Here is a 17,671-nt window from a genome sequence, read left to right as displayed (position 1 = left end):
GTGGGTGCCGGGCATGCCCACAAGCTCTACCGGCACGGCCACTCACCCGTGCACGCCCTCCCCCCGCACTGCAAGATCGCGGCCGTCTTCTGCTTCGTGCTGGCCGTCGTCGCCACGCGCCGCGAGGCGTTCTGGGCGTTCGCGCTGTACGCGCTGCTGCTGGCGGCCGTCGCCTTCGCGGCGCGGGTTCCGGCGCCGTTCCTGCTGCGCCGCATGCTGATCGAGATCCCGTTCGTGGCGTTCGCGCTGCTGATGCCGTTCGTCGCCGAAGGCCCCCGGGTACACGCGCTCGGCCTGTCGCTGAGCGAGTCCGGGCTGTGGAGCGCCTGGAACATCCTCGCCAAGGGCACCCTCGGCGTCGCGGCGTCCGCCCTGCTGGCCGCCACCACCGAACTGCGCGCGCTGCTGCTCGGACTCCAGCGGCTGCGGATGCCGCCGCTGCTCGTCCAGATCGCGTCGTTCATGATCCGGTACGGGGACGTGATCGGCGACGAGATGCGCCGGATGCGGATCGCCCGCGAGTCCCGCGGCTTCACCGCGCGCGGTGTGCGCCACTGGGGCGTACTCGCCAAGTCGGCCGGAGCGCTGTTCATCCGCTCCTACGAGCGCGGCGAACGCGTCCACCTGGCGATGGTCAGCCGCGGCTACACCGGCACGCTGCCGGTGATCGACGATGTGACGGCGACCCGCGCCCAGTGGGCGTACGCCGCCGCCCTTCCGCTGGCCGCGCTCGCGGTCTGCCTGACCGGATGGACCCTGTCATGACGACCTCGCCCTCCCTCCAGGTATCGGGCCTGGCCTTCGCCTACCCCGACGGACACCAGGCCCTGTACGGCGTGGACCTGACCATCGCCAAGGGGGAGCGGGTCGCCCTGCTCGGCCCCAACGGCGCGGGCAAGACCACCCTCGTCCTGCACCTCAACGGCATCCTCGGCGGCGGCGCGGGCAGCGTGACGGTCGCCGGGCTGCCGGTCGGCAAGCGGCATCTCGCCGAGATCCACCGCCGCGTCGGCATCGTCTTCCAGGACCCGGACGACCAGCTGTTCATGCCCACCGTCCGCGAGGACGTGGCGTTCGGGCCGGCCGCCGCCGGGCTGCGCGGCCCGGAGCTGGAGCACCGGGTCCGGCACGCCCTGGAGCGGGTCGGCATGGCCGAGTTCGCCGACCGGCCCCCGCACCACCTCTCCTTCGGGCAGCGGCGCCGGGTGGCCGTCGCGACGGTCCTGGCCATGGAACCCGAGATCCTGGTCCTGGACGAGCCGTCCTCCAACCTCGACCCCGCCTCCCGCCGCGAACTCGCCGACATCCTGCGGTCCCTGGACGTCACCGTGCTGATGGTCACCCACGACCTGCCGTACGCGCTGGAGCTGTGCCCGCGCTCGGTGGTGCTCAGCGGCGGCGTGATCGCCGCCGACGGCGACACCCGCGACCTGCTGTGCGACGCGGACCTGATGCGCGAGCACCGGCTGGAACTGCCCTTCGGCTTCGACCCGCGCTCGGTGCCCGCCCCGGCGTAGCCCGACCGCTCGGTACCCGCCCCGGCATAAGCGCCCGTGCGGCCGCGTTGCACCATGGCAGAGCACGCCAGCAATCAGCACGCACGGCAGGAGTACGCAGCAGTGGTGGACGTCCAGGGCACGGTGGCGGACGGCTTCGAACCGGTCCGGGACGCCTTCGCCGAGAACTTCGCGCGGCGCGGCGAGCGCGGTGCCGCGCTCGCCCTCTACCTGCACGGCCGCAAGGTCGTCGACCTGTGGGGTGGCACGAAGAACGCCCACGGCGAGGAAGGGGCCGGTGACGAGCCGTGGACCCGCGACACGGCCCAGGTCGTGCGCTCGGTCACCAAGGGCGTCGCGGCCGCCGTCCCGCTGCTGCTCCACCAGCGCGGCCAGCTCGACCTGGACGCCCGTGTCAGCACGTACTGGCCCGAGTTCAAGGCGAACGGCAAGGAGCGGGTGCTGGTGCGGCACCTGTTGTCGCACCGCGCCGGGGTGCCCGTGCTCGACACCCCGCTGACCCCTGACGAGGCCATCGACGGGGTCTCCGGGCCGCGCGCCGTCGCCGCCCAGGAACCAGCGTGGGAGCCGGGCACCGCGCACGGTTACCACGCCCAGACCTACAGCTGGACCGTCGGCGAGCTGGTCCGTCGCGTCACCGGCCGCACCCTGGGCCGGTGGGTCGCGGAGGAGATAGCCCGCCCGCTGGGACTGGGCCTGTGGATCGGCCTGCCGGAGGCCGAGAGCAGCCGCGTCGGCCGGATCGCCGCGATCGAGCCCCCGGCCGCCCCGGCCGCCCAGGGCAGCCTGAGGCTCCGTCCCAAGCGGTCGGTCGCCGAGGCGTACCAGGACCCCGCGTCGCTGACCCGGCGCGCCTTCGGGGCGATCACCCCGGTGCCGGACGAGAACGACCCCGCCTACCGGGCCGCCGAACTCGCCGCGTCCGGCGGCGTCGCCACCGCCGACGGCCTGGCCCGCTTCTATGCCGCGCTCATCGGCCCCGTCCCGTTCGGCCGCCGGCTCTTCGCGCCCGCGACGCTCACCCTGGCCCGCACCGAGGAGGCCGCGGGCCTGGACCGGGTCCTGGTCGTGGGCACCCGCTTCGGCCTCGGCTACATGCTGCACGGCCCCGCCTCCCCGCTGCTGGGCCCCGGCTCGTTCGGCCACCCCGGCCGCGGCGGCTCCCTGGCCTTCGCCGACCCCGAGTCCGGCATCGGCTTCGGCTACGTCACCAACGGCATGCAGCGCGGCGTGACGGCCGACCCCCGGGCGCAGGCGCTGGTGCGGGCGGTACGGCGGGTCGTCGCGGGGTAGGCCGGGGCCCCTGCCGCTGACGTGCGGCCGTCCCGCTTCGGCGTGACGATGGTGGAGAGGCGGATACGCACGAGGCGGTGGACCACCATGAGCAAGAACTGGAACGTGCAGATGAGCATCACGGAGTTGGACCGCGTCACCATGTGCGAGGCCCGGCTGACCGGCAAGAACGGCGTGACGCTGGTGGGCGAGGGCTCGGCGCGGGCCAACCCGGCCGACGAGAACGTGCCGGCCATCGGCGACGAACTCGCCGCGGCCCGCGCGCTGTCGGACCTGGCGCACCAGCTGCTGCACACGGCCGTCATGGACATCGAGGCGCACACCCACGAGACGGTGCGCGGCATGGAGGTGTGACACCGAGGCGACACCGGCGACGTCGAGGCGACTCCGTCGAAGCCGGGACGACGCCGGCGACTCCGAGCCACGGCCCGGCCTCGGCGCCGCGGCCGGGCCGCGTCACCCCGCGCGCAGCATCAGCCCGATGCCCAGCACCATCAGGCCCGCCGCCACGAGCCTCGGCCCACCGAAGCGCTCTTTGAACAACAGCGCCCCGATCGCCGCGCCGACGATGATCGACGACTCGCGCAGGGCGGCTATCGGCGCGAGCGGCGCCCGCGTCTGCGCCCACAGCACGAGCGCGTAGGCCGAGATCGACATCGCGGCGCCGAGCAGGCCGCGCGCGGCGTGCGGGCGCAGGCGTGCCCACAGCCGGTCCCGGTGGCGGGCGTACGCGTAGGCCGGGATCAACGTGCCCTGCAAGATCATCAACCACGCGATGTAGCCCACCGGAGTGCCGGACTCCCGTACGCCCACCCCGTCGACCACCGTGTACGCGGCGATCGACAGCCCTGTCGCGACCGCGGCCAGCAGCGCGGGCCAGTGCGGGCGGGCGGCCGCGCCGCGGATGCCCCACAGCGCGACCCCGACGATCCCCGCGGACGCGACCGCCACCCCGGCGGTCTGCGCCCCGGCCGGGGTCTCCCCGACGAACACCGCGGCCAGCACGGTCACCACCAGCGGGGCCGTACCGCGCGCGATCGGATACATCTGCCCGAAGTCACCGAGGCTGAACGACCGCATGAGCAGCGCCTGGTAGCCGATGTGCAGGATCGCCGACGCGATCAGATACGGCCATGCCCCGGCGCTCGGCACCGGGCTGAAGCAGGCGAGCATCGCCGCCATGACCGTGGCGCCCCCGGCGATCAGGGTGAAGGCGACGAGCTGGTCCTTGATGGTGTGCGCGAGGGCGTTCCAACTCGCGTGCGTCACGGCGGCCAGCAGGACGGCCGCCACTATGAGGGGGGTCACGCGGCGCGCTCGGTGGAAGCGGAAGCGGCAGGGCTCATGGGGGACGACGCTAGTGGTAGGTGTACTGGCCACGCGATGTGATGTCGGCCTGACCGCGGCAAACGGCCGGAATACGCCGCTCCCGGCCCCTAGGCGCCCCCCGGCTCCTCCGCGTGCGGGTCGACGCCGAGGCGGGTCAGGAACGCGGCGGCGGGCGGCGACGGGCGGTGGCGGCTCCACACCAGGCGCTCCACCCGCCCGGGAGCGTCCCGGACCCGCACCACGCACAGGCCCGGCAACTCGGCCGCGTACGCGGCGGGCAGCATGCCGATCCCCAGCCCGTTGCGCACCAGCCGGGCCAGGAACTCGACGCCGGACACCTCGAACGCCACCTCGCGCCGCAGGCCCGCCGCGGCGAACGCCTCCTCCGACTGGGCGCGGGCCGCGGAGCCCGCGGCGAAGTCGACGAACACCTCCTGGGACAGCCGCCGCAGGTCCACCTCGCCCGCCCGCTCCAACGGGTGGCCGGGAGCGACCACCGCGACCAGTTCCCCGCGCGCGAGCTCCCGGTCCCGCACGCCCTGGGCCCGGAAGCCGGGCAGCACGCCGAGGAACGCGACGTCCAGCGTGCCGGCGCGGACCTGTTCGAGCAGCTTCTCGCTCGCGGCCGCGCGCAGGCTGATCCGCACCTGCGGAAAGCGAGTGCGGTACTCCCGCAGCACCTGTGCGAGGTCGACGGCGGTCACGGTCGGGATGGCCCCGATCGTCAGCCGCCCCCGGATCTCTCCGGCCGCCGCCGCCACCTCCGCGCGGGCCCGCTCCGCGGCGTCGAGGGCCTGGCGGGCGGCGGGCAGGAACGCCTCACCGGCCGGGGTCAGCCGCACCCGGCGACTGGTGCGCTCGAACAGCCGCGCCCCCAACTCCTTCTCCAGCCTGGCGATCTGATGGCTCAGCGCCGACTGGACGACACGGCAGCGCTCGGCGGCCCGGGTGAAGTTCGCCGTCTCCGCCACCGTGACGACGTAGCGCATCTGCTGGAGATCCATGCATGCATCGTGATCCGCGATCGATCCGATGACAAACATGTGTTGGACTCATGGCCGACCGCCCTGCGAGGCTGAGGTGACAGCGACAGCCGCTCCCATCAGCTCAGGAGACCCCGCCATGCGCGTGATCGACTTCGACCACCTCGTTCTGAACGTCGCCGACATCGAGCGCTCCCTGGCCTTCTACTGCGGCCCGCTCGGCCTGGAACCGGTCCGCGTCGACCAGTGGCGCGAGGGCAAGGTGCCGTTCCCCTCGGTGCGCGTGAGCCCGACGACCATCATCGACCTGATCCAGGGCCCGGACCCCGCGCCGACCGCCTCCAACGTCGACCACATCTGCCTGGTCGTCGAACCGCTCGACTGGCAGCAGGTCATCGACTCGGGCGTCTTCACCGTCCTCGACGGCCCCGGCGAGCGCTTCGGCGCCCGCGGCACCGCGCAGTCCCTCTATGTGAGCGACCCGGATGGCAACACCGTCGAACTGCGCTGGTATCCGCAGGACTCCTGACCGCAGCCGTGGGGGGGCACGGAGGTGCCCCCCCACACACACGGGACGAGTCGAGCTCAGCCCGCCCTGAGCACCTGCGCCACGATCGGCCCCGCCGAGTCCCCGCCGTGCCCGCCGGCCGGGACCACCGCCGCCGCCGCGAGGTCGCCGCGGTAGGCCGTGAACCAGCCGTTCGGCTTCTCCTGGCCGTCGACCTCCGCCGAACCCGTCTTCGCCCCGATGTCACCGGGGACCCCCGACATCGCCTGTGCCGCCGTGCCCGACGTGGCCGTCAGCCGCATCAGGTCGCGCAGTTGCTTCGACGTGCTCGGCTTCAGCGACCGCGGCGCCTTGGCGAGCGTACGGCCGTCGAGCGACGGGGAGACGAGGTACGGCTGGCGGAAGACGCCGGTGCGGGCGGTCGCGGCCACCGACGCCATGTTCAGCGGGTTCATCCGCACCCCGCCCTGGCCGATCAGCGAGGCGGCCTTCGGGGCGTCCTTCTGCACCGGCACCGCGCCGTCGAACGTCGGCACGCCGGCCTGCCAGTTGAGGCCGATCCCGAAGACGTCCCGCGCCTCCTTGGTGAGGGCGTCGTCGGACAGCTTCGGCGCCTGGCTGATGAAGGCGGTGTTGCAGGACCGGGCGAAGCTCTGCTCGAAGCTGCCGCCGCTGATCTCGAACTTCTTGTCGTTCTGGAACTTCCAGCCGCCGTAGCTGAAGTACTTGGGGCACGGGTGCGGCTTGCCGTACCGCGCGAGGCCCTTGTCGATCAGCAGCGCCGAGGAGATGACCTTCATCGTGGAGCCGGGCGCGTACGACCCCTGGAGCGCCGCGTTGAAGCCGTTCGCCGGGGAGTTGGCGACCGCGAGGATCTCGCCCGTGCTCGGCTTGACGGCCACCACGGACGCCTTGGCGCGCTTGTTGACCGCCTGCTCGGCGACGGTCTGGAGCCCGGCGTCGAGCGTGGTCTTCAGCGTGCCGGGGGTGCCCTTGGAGAGCACCTTCAGCGTCTCGTCGGGCCGCGCCTTGCCGCCGTTGCCCTTCGCGCGGGAGATCCAGGTCTCCACGCCCGCCTTGCCGCCCGCCTTCTTGCCGTACCGCTCGCGCAGGCCCGCCAGCACGGACTTGAGCGCCGGGTGGTCGGCGGCCCGCAGCTCCTTGCCGTGGCGGTCCAGCGCCTTGATCGGCGGCGCGTCGGCGGGGCCGGTCCTGAGCGAGTCGCCGGGGCCGAGCTTCGGATGCACCACCGAGGGCCGCCACTTCACCACGGGCCGCCCGCTGACCTCGTCGCGTACCACCGTGAGCGCGGAGGAGTACGCCAGTGGGGCCTGCTGCCCGGCGTACGCGATCCGGGCGTTGGCCGTGAACGGGACGGACGTGCCGGATCCGCGGCCCGCCTTCAGCGCCAGCTTCGTCACGTGGGCGTCCCGGCGGAACGAGGCGAGCGCGGCGGTGGCGCTCTCCGCGTCGTCGGTCAGGCCCGCGGCCTTCGCGGAGTCGCCCGCCGCCCACGCGGCGAGGAAGTCGGCCGCGGTCGACTTCGCCTCGTCCGCACTCGGCGGACCGGTCTTCACCTGCTCCGCGGCCGGCTTCTCGTCCGCCCCGCCGGTGCTGCCCTTCGACCCGGACGCGGCCGAGCCGCCCCCGCACCCGGCGGTTCCGATGAGCACGGCGAACACTCCGCCGACGACCGCGGCCCTGGTGCCACTCCGCATGCGAGAACCCCCACAGTTCCTCAAAGCCCTTCATCACCTGACGAAGGGCGCGGTGCGCGCACCCTACCGAGAAACACCCCGGCGGTCAGATCCGGCACTCGGATCAGATCCAGGTATCCAGCCACATCCGGCCGCGCCAGTCCTCGACCGGAATCGTCTGACCTGTGTAGATCGGGAAGAAGTAGATGAAGTTCCACAGGACGAGCAGCACCAGCGTGCCCGCGCCGACCGCGCCCACCGCGCGCCGGGTCTCCGTGGCCCCCGGCGGCCCGAGCAGCGCGCCGACCAGCATCGCCACCGCCAGACACAGGAACGGGACGAACACCACCGCGTAGAAGTTGAAGATCGTGCGGTCCTGGTACAGGAACCACGGCAGATACCCGGCCGCGACCCCGCACAGGATCGCCCCGGCCCGCCAGTCCCGCCGCAGCGCCCACCGGAAGAGCAGGTAGGCCAGCGCGAAGCAGGCCGCCCACCACAGCAGCGGGGTGCCCAGCGCCAGCACCTCGCGGGCGCACTTCTCCGTCTCGCTCGCCGGGCAGCCCGCCTCGCCCGGCTTCGGAGACTCGTAGAAGTAGGAGACCGGGCGGGACTGCACCAGCCAGCTCCACGGGTTGGACTGGTAGATGTGCGGGTCGTCCAGGCCCACATGGAACTTGTAGACCTCGGTCTCGTAGTGCCACAGGCTGCGCAGCGGGTTGAGGAGCCAGGAGAACGGACCGCTGTCGCTGTAGCCGCCGCCGCCCGGCTCCGGGGACTCCGCCCAGTGCCGGAAGTAGCCGCTGTGCCGCCATCCCTGCTGGTCCGAGTACGTGCCGCTGTTGGCGAACCAGCCGGTCCAGGAGGCGACGTACACCGCGATGGCCACCGGCACGGTGGACAGGAACGCCCACGGCAGGTCCCGGCAGGCCACGGCCTTGTACGTGTGCCGGGCGCCCGCCACCCGCCGGGCGCCGACGTCCCACAACACCGTCATCAGGCCGAACGCGGCCAGCACGTACAGGCCGTTCCACTTGGTGGCGCAGGCCAGGCCCAGGCAGACCCCGGCCCCGATCCGCCACGGCCGCAGCCCCAGCCGCAGCCGTTCGGCGACGTCCGGGTCCGGGCGCCCGTAGCCGTCCGGGCCCACCGGCAGCGCGTCCGCCAACCGGGCCCGCGCCCGGTCCCGGTCGACCAGCAGACAGCCGAACGCCGCCACGATGAAGAACATCAGCACCAGGTCGAGCAGCGCGGTGCGGCTCATCACGAAGTGCAGGCCGTCCACCGCGAGCAGCACCCCGGCCACACAGCCCAGGAACGTCGAGCGGAGCAGCCGCCGTCCGATCCGGCAGATCATCAGCACCGACAGGGTGCCGAGCAGGGCGACCATGAAGCGCCAGCCGAAGGGCTCCATGCCGAAGAGCTTCTCGCCGATCGCGATGACCCACTTGCCGACCGGCGGATGCACCACGTACGCGGGCGAGTCGCTGGCCGGCACGGAGCCGTCCAGGATCCGGTCGTTGGCGTCCTTGGGCCAGTTGGTCTCGTACCCGAACTCCAGCAGCGACCAGGCGTCCTTGGCGTAGTACGTCTCGTCGAATATCACGTCGTCCGGGCTGCCCAGGCGCCAGAAGCGCAGCAGCCCGGCGAAGAGCGCGACGAGCAGCGGCCCGATCCAGCCGATCCACCGCGCCATCCGGGCCGACGCCGTGGGGCCGACGCCGAGCAGGGCGAACAGCCGCACGTCGGGCTCCGCGTACGGCGGCACCAGCCGGTCGCGGACATCGGTGTGCGGCCGCCCGACGTAGCCGAAGCGGCGCAGCCGACGCTGCCAGGGAGGCGGTCCTGCGGCGGGTCGGCCGCGCTGGGCCCGGGGCGCGGTGTCACTGGTCACCGCGCCATCGTAGGGAACGCGTCCGCGCCGGCGCCCCGCACGGCCCGCGGCTGTCCGTCCGGAGGGACGCCGCGGCCCTGGGAGGATGGAGGCGTGACAGGAACGCTCGTACTGGCAGGCACCCCCATCGGCGAGATCGCGGACGCGCCCCCGCGACTGGCCGCGGAACTCGCGGCGGCGGACGTGATCGCCGCCGAGGACACCCGGCGGCTGCGGCGCCTGACCCAGGCGCTCCAGGTGCAGCCGGCCGGGCGGGTCGTCTCGTACTTCGAGGGCAACGAGGCCGCCCGCACCCCCGAGCTGGTCGAGGCCCTGGCCGGTGGCGCGCGGGTACTGCTGGTCACCGACGCGGGCATGCCGTCGGTGTCCGACCCCGGCTACCGGCTGGTCGCCGCCGCCGTCGAGCGGGACATCCCGGTCACCGCCGTGCCCGGCCCGTCCGCCGTGCTCACCGCGCTCGCCGTCTCCGGGCTGCCGGTGGACCGCTTCTGCTTCGAGGGCTTCCTGCCGCGCAAGGCGGGCGAGCGGCTGGGGCGGCTGCGCGAGGTGGCCGACGAGCGCCGCACCCTCGTCTACTTCGAGGCCCCCCACCGGCTGGACGCCACCCTCGCCGCGATGGCGGAGGTCTTCGGCCCGGACCGGCGCGCCGCCGTGTGCCGCGAGCTCACCAAGACGTACGAGGAGGTCCGGCGCGGCCCGCTGACCGAGCTGGCGGCGTGGGCGGCCGAGGGCGTACGCGGCGAGATCACGATCGTCGTCGAGGGCGCCCCCGAGCGGCCGGCCGCCGCCCTGGACGCCGCCGAGCTGGCCCGCAGGGTCGCGGTCCGGGAGGAGGCGGGGGAGCGCCGCAAGGAGGCGATCGCCGCGGTGGCGCAGGAGGCCGGGCTGCCCAAGCGCGAGGTGTTCGACGCGGTGGTGGCGGCGAAGAACGCACCGTGACCGAGAGTCCGTTCGACAGGCCCACGAGAAGGTAAAACGACTATCGTGAAAGGCAAAGCTTAGGCCGCGCAGCCCGGGCGTTTCGGCATCACGCCGCCAAATCTGCCCCAAGGAGCGGGCAGGGCTGGTGCGGTCCCGTCGGGAAAGGCGTCCACTGGAGGTGGGACGTTCAATCCCGGACGACTTGTCCAGCGGACAAGAGGAGCTGCTGTCATGAGCGAGACCACGCGTACCCCCGGCGCCGCGAACGGTGCCCACCGAATCGTCCACACCACGATGCCCCCGACGGCCCGCGAGGTCGTCCATGAGGCGTACGCCTTCGCCTGCATGCGATGCGGGCACGGCTGGGAGCAGGCGTACGAGATAGAGCACCACGTGGACGCGGAGGGCCGCCCCTTCGTGGTGTACCTGGCCGGGGGCAAGCGCGTGCCGTCCCCGCTGACCCGCCCCAGCTGCTCCATCTGCGGCGGCCACGTCGTGCGGATCATGCGGGCGGGCCAGGTCAGGTCGTTCGCCGGGCGGGACCGCCAGCCGCCGGCCGGGCCGCTGGTGCCGGCCCAGGACGTGGTGACCACCCCGCCGCGCGCCGAGGCGCCCGCCGCGACGGGCCGCCACTGGCACCTGTCGGATCTGCTGCACCCGTTCCGCAACCGCCACCGCGAATGAGCCGCCACCGGCGCGATCCCTAGAATCGCGCACATGAGCCCGAACGACACCCCGCCACCGCTCCCGGAGCCGCTCCGGGTGCCGGTGGCGGACTCGCACACCCACCTGGACATGCAAGCCGGAACGGTCGAGGCGGCCCTGGCCAAGGCTGCCTCCGTCGGCGTGACGACCGTCGTCCAGGTGGGGTGCGACGTCGCGGGCTCGCACTGGGCGGCGCAGACGGCTGCCGCCTGGGAGAACGTGTGGGCCGCGGTGGCTCTGCACCCCAATGAGGCGCCCCGGATCGTGCACGGCGACCCGGCGGGCACCTCGCGGCAGGGGCCGCGGGAGCCGGGCGGCGAGGCGGCCCTGGACGCCGCCCTCGCCGAGATCGACGCGCTCGCCGCGCTGCCGCACGTACGCGCCGTCGGCGAGACCGGCCTGGACTTCTTCCGCACCGGCCCGGACGGCGTCGCCGCGCAGGAGCTCTCCTTCCGCCGCCACATCGACATCGCCAAGCGGCACGGCAAGGCCCTGGTCATCCACGACCGGGAGGCCCACGACGACGTGCTGCGCGTGCTGGCGGAGGAGGGCGCGCCCGACGCCGTGGTCTTCCACTGCTACTCCGGTGACGCCGCGATGGCCCGGATCTGCGCCGACCGGGGCTACTACATGTCCTTCGCGGGCAACGTGACCTTCAAGAACGCCCAGCCGCTGCGGGACGCGCTCGCCGCCGCCCCGCCGGAGCTGGTCCTGGTCGAGACGGACGCGCCGTTCCTGACCCCGGCCCCGTACCGGGGGCGGCCCAACGCGCCGTATCTCATCCCGGTGACGCTGCGGGCGATGGCCGAGGTGAAGGGGATGGGGGAGGACGCGCTGGCCGCGGCGGTCGCGGAGAACACGGCGCGGGCGTTCGGATACGAGGCCGCCGACCCCGCGTAGCGACAGGGCCGTCGGACAGACGTATCAACGGTGGCGTTAACCCAGCGTAGTGACGGTGCTTTGGAGCGTTACCGCGCGTGCCGCTAGAGTCCCGGCCCCAGCCCAGCCCGGACCACGTGGAGTGTCGTCTTGAGAGAGCCGCAGATCGGCCAGGCGTGGGGCAGCCCCGCGCGGGATGGCAGACGGGCGGGCGGCGGCGGTCGCCACGCCGCCCCCGTGGCCCGTTGCGCCGCGCGCGGTGCCCACGCCGCCGAGCGGCGCCAGCCGTCCGGCCGCCTGCTGCCCCAGGCCCTGGTCGTCGCCGCGCTCGCGGGCGGCACCTCCGCCTTCGTCACGCAGGACAGGGCGGTCACGCTGGACGTCGACGGCAGCACGCGAACCCTGCACACGTACGCCGACGACGTCGCCGAGCTGCTGACGGAGGAGGGCCTCAGGGTCGGCGCGCACGACGTCGTCAAGCCGGGCCTGGCCCGGCCGCTCGCCGGCGGCGACGAGGTCGTCCTGCGCCACGGCCGGCCCCTCGTCCTCACTCTCGACGGTGAGCGCCGCCGCGTATGGACCACCGGACGCACCGTGGAGGACGCGCTCGACGAGCTCGGCGTCCGGGTCGCGGGCGCGTACCTGTCGCTCCCGCGGGAGACGGCCGTACCCCGCCACGGCCTGACGTTCGCTGTCCGCACCGCCCGGCGCGTCACCCTCGTGGCCGACGGGCGCGAGCACACCCTCGTGACCAACGCGGGCACCGTCCGGGAGGCGGTCCGGGAGGCGGGGGTGACCCTGCACGGCGAGGACACCACCTCCGTATCCGGCGACAGCTTCCCGCGCGACGGGCAGACCGTCTCGGTCCTGCGGATCACCGGGAGGACCGAGTACCGCGAGGTGGCCGTGCCGTTCCGCACCGTGCGGCGGGCGGACCCGACGGTGTTCCGCGGCACCGAGGTGGTCGAGCGCACCGGCGCGCCGGGCGTCGAGCGGATCACGTACGAGGTGCGGACCGTCAACGGCGTGCGGCAGCGGCCCCGCCGCACCGGGACCGAGGTCCTGCGGGCCCCCGTGGACCGGGTCGTACGGGTCGGCACCCGCCCGCTGCCGACCTCGGTCGCGGGCGCCGACGGACTGGACTGGGACGGGATGGCGCGCTGCGAGTCGGGCGGCCGTCCCGACGCGGTCGACGCGTCGGGCACCTACGGCGGGCTGTACCAGCTCGACGTGAACACCTGGCACGACCTGGGCGGGCGGGGCCGCCCGCAGGACGCACCCGCCGCCGAGCAGACGTACCGGGCCAAGAAGCTGTACGTCCAGCGGGGGGCGAGCCCCTGGCCGGGCTGCGGCCGTAAACTTCAGCGGTGAGCTCCGCCGATCCCCACCCCCACGGCCCCGACGTCCTGCTGGGCGCCGCCGACATCCGCCAACTGGCCGCGACGCTGGGCGTCCGCCCGACCAAGCAGCGCGGCCAGAACTTCGTCATCGACGCCAACACCGTCCGCCGGATCGTCCGGACCGCGGACGTGCGGCCCGACGACGTCGTCGTCGAGATCGGGCCGGGCCTCGGCTCGCTGACGCTGGCACTGCTGGAGGCCGCGGACCGCGTCGTCGCGGTGGAGATCGACGACGTGCTGGCGGCCGCGCTGCCCGGCACGGTCGAGACCAGGCTGCCCGAGCGCGCCGACCGCTTCGCGCTGGTGCACTCCGACGCCATGCACGTCACCGAACTGCCCGGCCCGCCGCCCACCGCGCTGGTGGCCAACCTGCCGTACAACGTGGCGGTGCCCGTGCTGCTGCACATGCTGGCGACGTTCCCGAGCATCGACCGCACGCTGGTGATGGTGCAGTCGGAGGTCGCCGACCGGCTGGCCGCCGGCCCCGGCTCGAAGGTGTACGGCGTGCCGTCGGTGAAGGCCGCCTGGTACGCCGAGGTCAAGCGCGCGGGCGCGATCGGCCGCAACGTCTTCTGGCCCGCCCCGAACGTCGACTCCGGCCTCGTCTCGCTCGTCCGCCGCACCGAGCCGCTGCCGACGACCGCCACGAAGGAGGAGGTCTTCGCGGTCGTCGACGCGGCCTTCGCCCAGCGCCGCAAGACCCTGCGGGCCGCTCTCGCGGGCTGGGCGGGCTCCGCGGCGGCGGCGGAGACGGTCCTGGTCGCCGCGGGCATCTCCCCGCAGGCGCGCGGCGAGGCCCTCGACGTCCAGCAGTTCGCGGCGATCGCCGAGGCGCGGCGGAAGATCCAGGGAGCGGGAGTATGACGCCGGCTGACGAGCCGGGCACGCGTACGACCCGCGCGGCGGGCCGGGAGGGCGCCGCACCCGTGGACGGCGGCGAGCCGCGCGCCTCGGGCGCGCCCGGTCGCGGCTCCGCCGCGGGCGTCACAGTCCGCGTGCCCGCCAAGGTCAACGTGCAGCTCGCGGTCGGCGCGCCGAGAGCCGACGGTTTCCACGACCTGGCCAACGTCTTCCTCGCGGTCGGCCTCTACGACGAGGTCACCGTCACCCCCGCCGACGAGCTGCGCGTGACCGTCTCCGGGCCCGACGCGCACCTGGTCCCCCTGGACCGCACGAACCTGGCGGCCCGCGCCGCCGAGCTGCTCGCCGCCCGGCACGGCGTCGCGGACGGCCGCGTCCACATCCACATCGCCAAGGACATCCCCGTCGCGGGCGGCATGGCGGGTGGCAGCGCCGACGGCGCCGGGGCGCTGCTGGCGTGCGACGCGCTGTGGGGTACGGGGGCGACCCGCTCCGAACTCCTCGACATCTGCGCTGAGCTGGGCAGCGACGTACCGTTCAGCCTGGTCGGCGGGGCGGCCCTGGGCCGGGGCCGGGGCGAGCTGCTCACCCCGCTCGAGGTGGGCGGCACCTTCCACTGGGTCTTCGCGCTCGCCGACGGGGGGCTGTCCACCCCGGCGGTCTACCGCGAGTGCGACCGGCTCCGCGCCGACGAGGCGGTACCGGAGCCGGAGCCGTCCCCGGCGCTCCTGGAGGCGCTGCGCACCGGCGACGCCGACGCGCTCGCCGCCACCATGGCCAACGACCTGCAACCCGCGGCCGTCTCACTGCGCCCCGCGCTCGCCGACACCCTCCGCGCCGGCACCGAGGCCGGAGCCCTCGCCGCCCTCGTCTCGGGCTCCGGGCCCACCACGGCCTTCCTCGCCCAGGACGCCGACGCGGCCGAACGGATCGCGGCGTCCCTGCGCGCCTCCGGCACCTGCCGGACGGCGCGGGTGGCGGCCTCGCCCGCCCCGGGGGCGCGGGTCTTGGGGGTACCTCCCACGCCGAAGGCTATGGGGGAGGGTCAGCGGCCGTAGTGGTACCGGCAGGCCGCGATGCGGACCTCGTCCTCGACCACCTTGTAGACGAGCCGGTGCTCGTCAGTGATCCGCCGCGACCAGTACCCCTGGAAGCCGTGTTTCAGGGGTTCGGGCTTGCCGATTCCTTCGTTGCCGTTGCGGGCCACGTCCTGGAGCAGGGTGTTGATCCGCTTGAGGATCTTCCGGTCCTGAGCCTGCCACCAGACGTAGTCCTCCCAGGCGGACTCGTCCCAGACGAACTTCACTCGGCGAGCTCCCGTACCGTGCCGCCGCCGTTCTCCAAGCGGTCGATCGCGGTCAGCAGCCGACGTGCGTTCTCGGGGCTGCGGAGCAGGTAGGCGGTCTCCTTCAACGACTGGTACTCGTCGAGGGCGACGATCACCACGGGGTCGTGGCCTGCGCGCGTCACTATGACCTCTTCGCGGTCGTCGACCACCGCGTTGAGGGTCTCGGCATAGTTCGCCCGCGATTCGGTGTAGGACATCGTCCGCATGGTCGCCTCCAGGGTCACGTACAGAAAACTGTACGTCTGTGGGGGAGGGTAAGGCAAGGGTGAGGGGCCCAGCCCCGTACCCTGGGAAGTCGATCGCCCCCCGGAGCAGGAGTGAAATGGCCGCCAATCTGGTCAACGTCGAGAACGTCCACAAGGTGTACGGCACCCGTGCGCTCCTCGACGGCGTATCCCTCGGCGTCAGTGAGGGCGACCGGATCGGCGTCGTCGGCCGCAACGGAGACGGCAAGACCACGCTCATCCGGATCCTCGCCAAGCTGGAGTCCGCCGACGACGGGCGGGTCACGCACGCCGGGCACCTGCGGCTCGGGGTGCTCACCCAGCACGACTCGCTCGACCCGGCCGCCACCGTCCGGCACGAGGTCATCGGCGACCTCGCCGACCACGAGTGGGCGGGGAACGCCAAGGTCCGGGACGTGCTCACCGGGCTGTTCGGCGGGCTGGACCTGCCCGCCTTCCCGCAGGGTCTGGACACGGTCATCGGCCCGCTCTCCGGCGGTGAGCGCCGCCGTATCGCGCTCGCCAAGCTGCTCATCGCCGAGCAGGACCTGATCGTCCTCGACGAGCCCACCAACCACCTCGACGTGGAGGGCATCTCCTGGCTGGCGAGCCACCTCCGGGCGCGCCGCTCGGCGCTGGTGGTCGTCACGCACGACCGCTGGTTCCTGGACCAGGTCTGCACGCGCATGTGGGACGTGCAGCGCGGCGCGGTCCACGAGTACGAGGGCGGCTACAGCGACTACGTGTTCGCCCGCGCCGAGCGGGAGCGCATCGCGGCCACGGAGGAGACCAAGCGGCAGAACCTGATGCGCAAGGAGCTGGCGTGGCTGCGGCGCGGGGCCCCGGCCCGTACCAGCAAGCCGCGGTTCCGCATCGAGGCGGCCAACGAGCTGATCGCGGACGTGCCGCCGCCGCGGGACACCGCCGAGTTGATGAAGTTCGCCAACTCCCGGCTCGGCAAGACCGTGTTCGACCTGGAGGGCGTCACCGTCCAGGCCGGTCCCAAGACGCTGCTGAAGCACCTGACCTGGCAGCTCGGCCCCGGCGACCGGATCGGCCTGGTCGGGATCAACGGCGCGGGCAAGACCTCCCTGCTGCGGGCGATGGCCCAGGCGGCCCGTACGGAGGGCGAGGAGCAGCCCGCGGCCGGCCGCGTCGTGGTCGGGAAGACCGTCAAGCTGGCCTACCTCTCGCAGGAGGTCGCCGAACTCGACCGCGACTGGCGGGTGCTGGAGGCGGTGGAGCGGGTACGGCAGCGGGTGGACCTCGGCAAGGGCCGGGAGATGTCCGCCTCCCAGCTGTGCGAGAAGTTCGGCTTCACCAAGGAGAAGCAGTGGACACCGGTCGGCGACCTGTCCGGCGGTGAGCGGCGGCGGCTGCAGATCCTGCGGCTGCTGATGGACGAGCCGAACGTGCTGTTCCTGGACGAGCCGACGAACGACCTGGACATCGAGACGCTGACGCAGCTGGAGGACCTGCTCGACGGGTGGCCCGGCTCGCTCGTGGTGATCAGCCACGACCGGTACTTCATCGAGCGCACCACCGACCGGGTCTTCGCGCTGCTCGGCGACGCCACGCTGCGGATGCTGCCGCGCGGTCTCGACGAGTATCTGGAGCGGCGGCGGAAGATGGAGGAGGCGGCCGAGGCGAAGGTGCTCGCGTCCGTCGCCCCCGAGAAGCAGAAGCCCGCGGGCGATACGCGCGCCGCGAAGAAGGAACTGCAGCGCATCGAGCGGCGGCTCGACAAGATCGGCGAGCAGGAGGCGAAGCTGCACGAGCAGATCGCCGAGAACGCGACCGACTTCGAGAAGGTCGCGGGACTGGACGCGACCCTGCGCGAACTGGCGGGAGAGCGCGAGGAACTGGAGACGCGCTGGCTGGAGCTCGCCGAGGACGTGTGAGCCGCCTCGACCGACCGGCTGCCGCTCGCCAGGGCGCTGGACCCCGCGGTCGGCCGACGGCCGCTGACCGCGTGTCACCAGGTCGCGGCCACGTCACGGCCCGGTCTCAGCTGCTTTATAGGGCTGAGACCGGTCCCTGCCGTGTCCGCGTCGAGTGATACAAAGAACTCCCGCTAGCCAGCCGTTGACTGACGGGCAGCATGTCCGATTC

Annotated in this window: 18 protein-coding genes; 12 read left to right on the top strand and 6 right to left on the bottom strand. The window is 73.4% G+C overall.

Annotated features, from left to right (window positions below):
• The 4 genes from cbiQ to ACQUSR_RS12100 all read left to right on the top strand — a co-directional run bounded on the left by cbiQ (position 1) and on the right by ACQUSR_RS12100 (position 3,164).
• On the top strand, positions 1-765 hold the full coding sequence (gene cbiQ / locus ACQUSR_RS12115) for a cobalt ECF transporter T component CbiQ (RefSeq protein ID WP_431042585.1): 765 nt from the start codon (positions 1-3) through the stop codon (positions 763-765).
• Positions 762-1,517 carry an energy-coupling factor ABC transporter ATP-binding protein gene (locus tag ACQUSR_RS12110; RefSeq protein WP_431042584.1) on the top strand — a complete coding sequence of 252 codons (756 nt, stop codon included), beginning with the start codon at positions 762-764 and terminating at the stop codon, positions 1,515-1,517. Before cbiQ ends, ACQUSR_RS12110 begins: the two co-directional genes overlap by 4 nt.
• Positions 1,518-1,622: 105 nt before the next feature.
• A complete protein-coding gene (locus ACQUSR_RS12105; protein ID WP_431047525.1) occupies positions 1,623-2,810 on the top strand; it encodes a serine hydrolase domain-containing protein in 1,188 nt (395 codons plus the stop codon).
• 87 nt (positions 2,811-2,897) lie between these two features.
• On the top strand, positions 2,898-3,164 hold the full coding sequence (locus ACQUSR_RS12100) for a DUF1876 domain-containing protein (protein ID WP_431042583.1): 267 nt from the start codon (positions 2,898-2,900) through the stop codon (positions 3,162-3,164).
• A gap of 102 nt (positions 3,165-3,266) precedes the next feature.
• Here the strand turns inward: ACQUSR_RS12100 and ACQUSR_RS12095 are convergent, their stop codons facing one another.
• Both ACQUSR_RS12095 and ACQUSR_RS12090 read right to left on the bottom strand, forming a co-directional pair.
• Positions 3,267-4,118: an EamA family transporter gene (locus ACQUSR_RS12095; RefSeq protein WP_431042582.1), complete on the bottom strand. Its 852-nt coding sequence runs from the start codon at positions 4,116-4,118 to the stop codon at positions 3,267-3,269.
• Between the two features lie 128 nt (positions 4,119-4,246).
• Positions 4,247-5,143: a LysR family transcriptional regulator gene (locus ACQUSR_RS12090; RefSeq protein WP_431042581.1), complete on the bottom strand. Its 897-nt coding sequence runs from the start codon at positions 5,141-5,143 to the stop codon at positions 4,247-4,249.
• 118 nt (positions 5,144-5,261) lie between these two features.
• Between ACQUSR_RS12090 and ACQUSR_RS12085 the strand changes: the two genes are divergently transcribed.
• The gene (locus ACQUSR_RS12085) at positions 5,262-5,651 is read left to right on the top strand and encodes a VOC family protein (RefSeq protein ID WP_431042580.1); all 390 of its coding nucleotides are present in this window, start codon (positions 5,262-5,264) and stop codon (positions 5,649-5,651) included.
• Between the two features lie 56 nt (positions 5,652-5,707).
• On the opposite strand, the gene ACQUSR_RS12080 is transcribed toward ACQUSR_RS12085, so the two are convergent.
• Entirely contained in the window at positions 5,708-7,348 is a 1,641-nt protein-coding gene (locus tag ACQUSR_RS12080; protein ID WP_431042579.1) for a penicillin-binding transpeptidase domain-containing protein, read from the bottom strand.
• A gap of 103 nt (positions 7,349-7,451) precedes the next feature.
• On the bottom strand, positions 7,452-9,221 hold the full coding sequence (locus tag ACQUSR_RS12075; RefSeq protein ID WP_431042578.1) for a dolichyl-phosphate-mannose--protein mannosyltransferase: 1,770 nt from the start codon (positions 9,219-9,221) through the stop codon (positions 7,452-7,454).
• 93 nt (positions 9,222-9,314) lie between these two features.
• Between ACQUSR_RS12075 and rsmI the strand changes: the two genes are divergently transcribed.
• The 6 genes from rsmI (at position 9,315) to ACQUSR_RS12045 (ending at position 15,045) form a co-directional block, all read left to right on the top strand.
• Positions 9,315-10,160: a 16S rRNA (cytidine(1402)-2'-O)-methyltransferase gene (rsmI, locus tag ACQUSR_RS12070; RefSeq protein WP_431042577.1), complete on the top strand. Its 846-nt coding sequence runs from the start codon at positions 9,315-9,317 to the stop codon at positions 10,158-10,160.
• Between the two features lie 276 nt (positions 10,161-10,436).
• Positions 10,437-10,826 (top strand): hypothetical protein, encoded by a 390-nt coding sequence (locus tag ACQUSR_RS12065; protein ID WP_431047523.1) that lies wholly within the window; start codon positions 10,437-10,439, stop codon positions 10,824-10,826.
• Positions 10,827-10,859: 33 nt separating this feature from the next.
• Complete coding sequence (locus ACQUSR_RS12060) at positions 10,860-11,747, top strand: TatD family hydrolase (protein ID WP_431042576.1); 888 nt, start codon at positions 10,860-10,862, stop codon at positions 11,745-11,747.
• A gap of 129 nt (positions 11,748-11,876) precedes the next feature.
• The gene (locus tag ACQUSR_RS12055) at positions 11,877-13,097 is read left to right on the top strand and encodes a ubiquitin-like domain-containing protein (protein ID WP_431042575.1); all 1,221 of its coding nucleotides are present in this window, start codon (positions 11,877-11,879) and stop codon (positions 13,095-13,097) included.
• Positions 13,094-13,990 carry a 16S rRNA (adenine(1518)-N(6)/adenine(1519)-N(6))-dimethyltransferase RsmA gene (rsmA, locus tag ACQUSR_RS12050; protein WP_431042574.1) on the top strand — a complete coding sequence of 299 codons (897 nt, stop codon included), beginning with the start codon at positions 13,094-13,096 and terminating at the stop codon, positions 13,988-13,990. Before ACQUSR_RS12055 ends, rsmA begins: the two co-directional genes overlap by 4 nt.
• Positions 13,987-15,045, top strand: coding sequence for a 4-(cytidine 5'-diphospho)-2-C-methyl-D-erythritol kinase (locus ACQUSR_RS12045; protein ID WP_431042573.1), 1,059 nt, complete (start codon positions 13,987-13,989; stop codon positions 15,043-15,045). The genes rsmA and ACQUSR_RS12045 overlap by 4 nt, the downstream gene beginning before the upstream one ends.
• Here ACQUSR_RS12045 and ACQUSR_RS12040 read toward each other — a convergent pair.
• Together ACQUSR_RS12040 and ACQUSR_RS12035 are read right to left on the bottom strand one after the other, a co-directional pair.
• On the bottom strand, positions 15,033-15,293 hold the full coding sequence (locus tag ACQUSR_RS12040) for a Txe/YoeB family addiction module toxin (RefSeq protein WP_431042572.1): 261 nt from the start codon (positions 15,291-15,293) through the stop codon (positions 15,033-15,035). The two genes, ACQUSR_RS12045 and ACQUSR_RS12040, sit on opposite strands and share 13 nt — an antisense overlap.
• Positions 15,290-15,541, bottom strand: coding sequence for a type II toxin-antitoxin system Phd/YefM family antitoxin (locus ACQUSR_RS12035; protein ID WP_431047521.1), 252 nt, complete (start codon positions 15,539-15,541; stop codon positions 15,290-15,292). The genes ACQUSR_RS12040 and ACQUSR_RS12035 overlap by 4 nt, the downstream gene beginning before the upstream one ends.
• A gap of 116 nt (positions 15,542-15,657) precedes the next feature.
• Between ACQUSR_RS12035 and ACQUSR_RS12030 the strand changes: the two genes are divergently transcribed.
• Positions 15,658-17,460: an ABC-F family ATP-binding cassette domain-containing protein gene (locus ACQUSR_RS12030; protein WP_431042571.1), complete on the top strand. Its 1,803-nt coding sequence runs from the start codon at positions 15,658-15,660 to the stop codon at positions 17,458-17,460.
• The last annotated feature ends 211 nt before the right edge of the window (positions 17,461-17,671 follow it).

The sequence above is a fragment of the Streptomyces sp. P1-3 genome (assembly GCF_050613155.1).
Lineage (GTDB): Bacteria > Actinomycetota > Actinomycetes > Streptomycetales > Streptomycetaceae > Streptomyces.
This window is presented reverse-complemented; position numbering and strand designations above follow the sequence as displayed.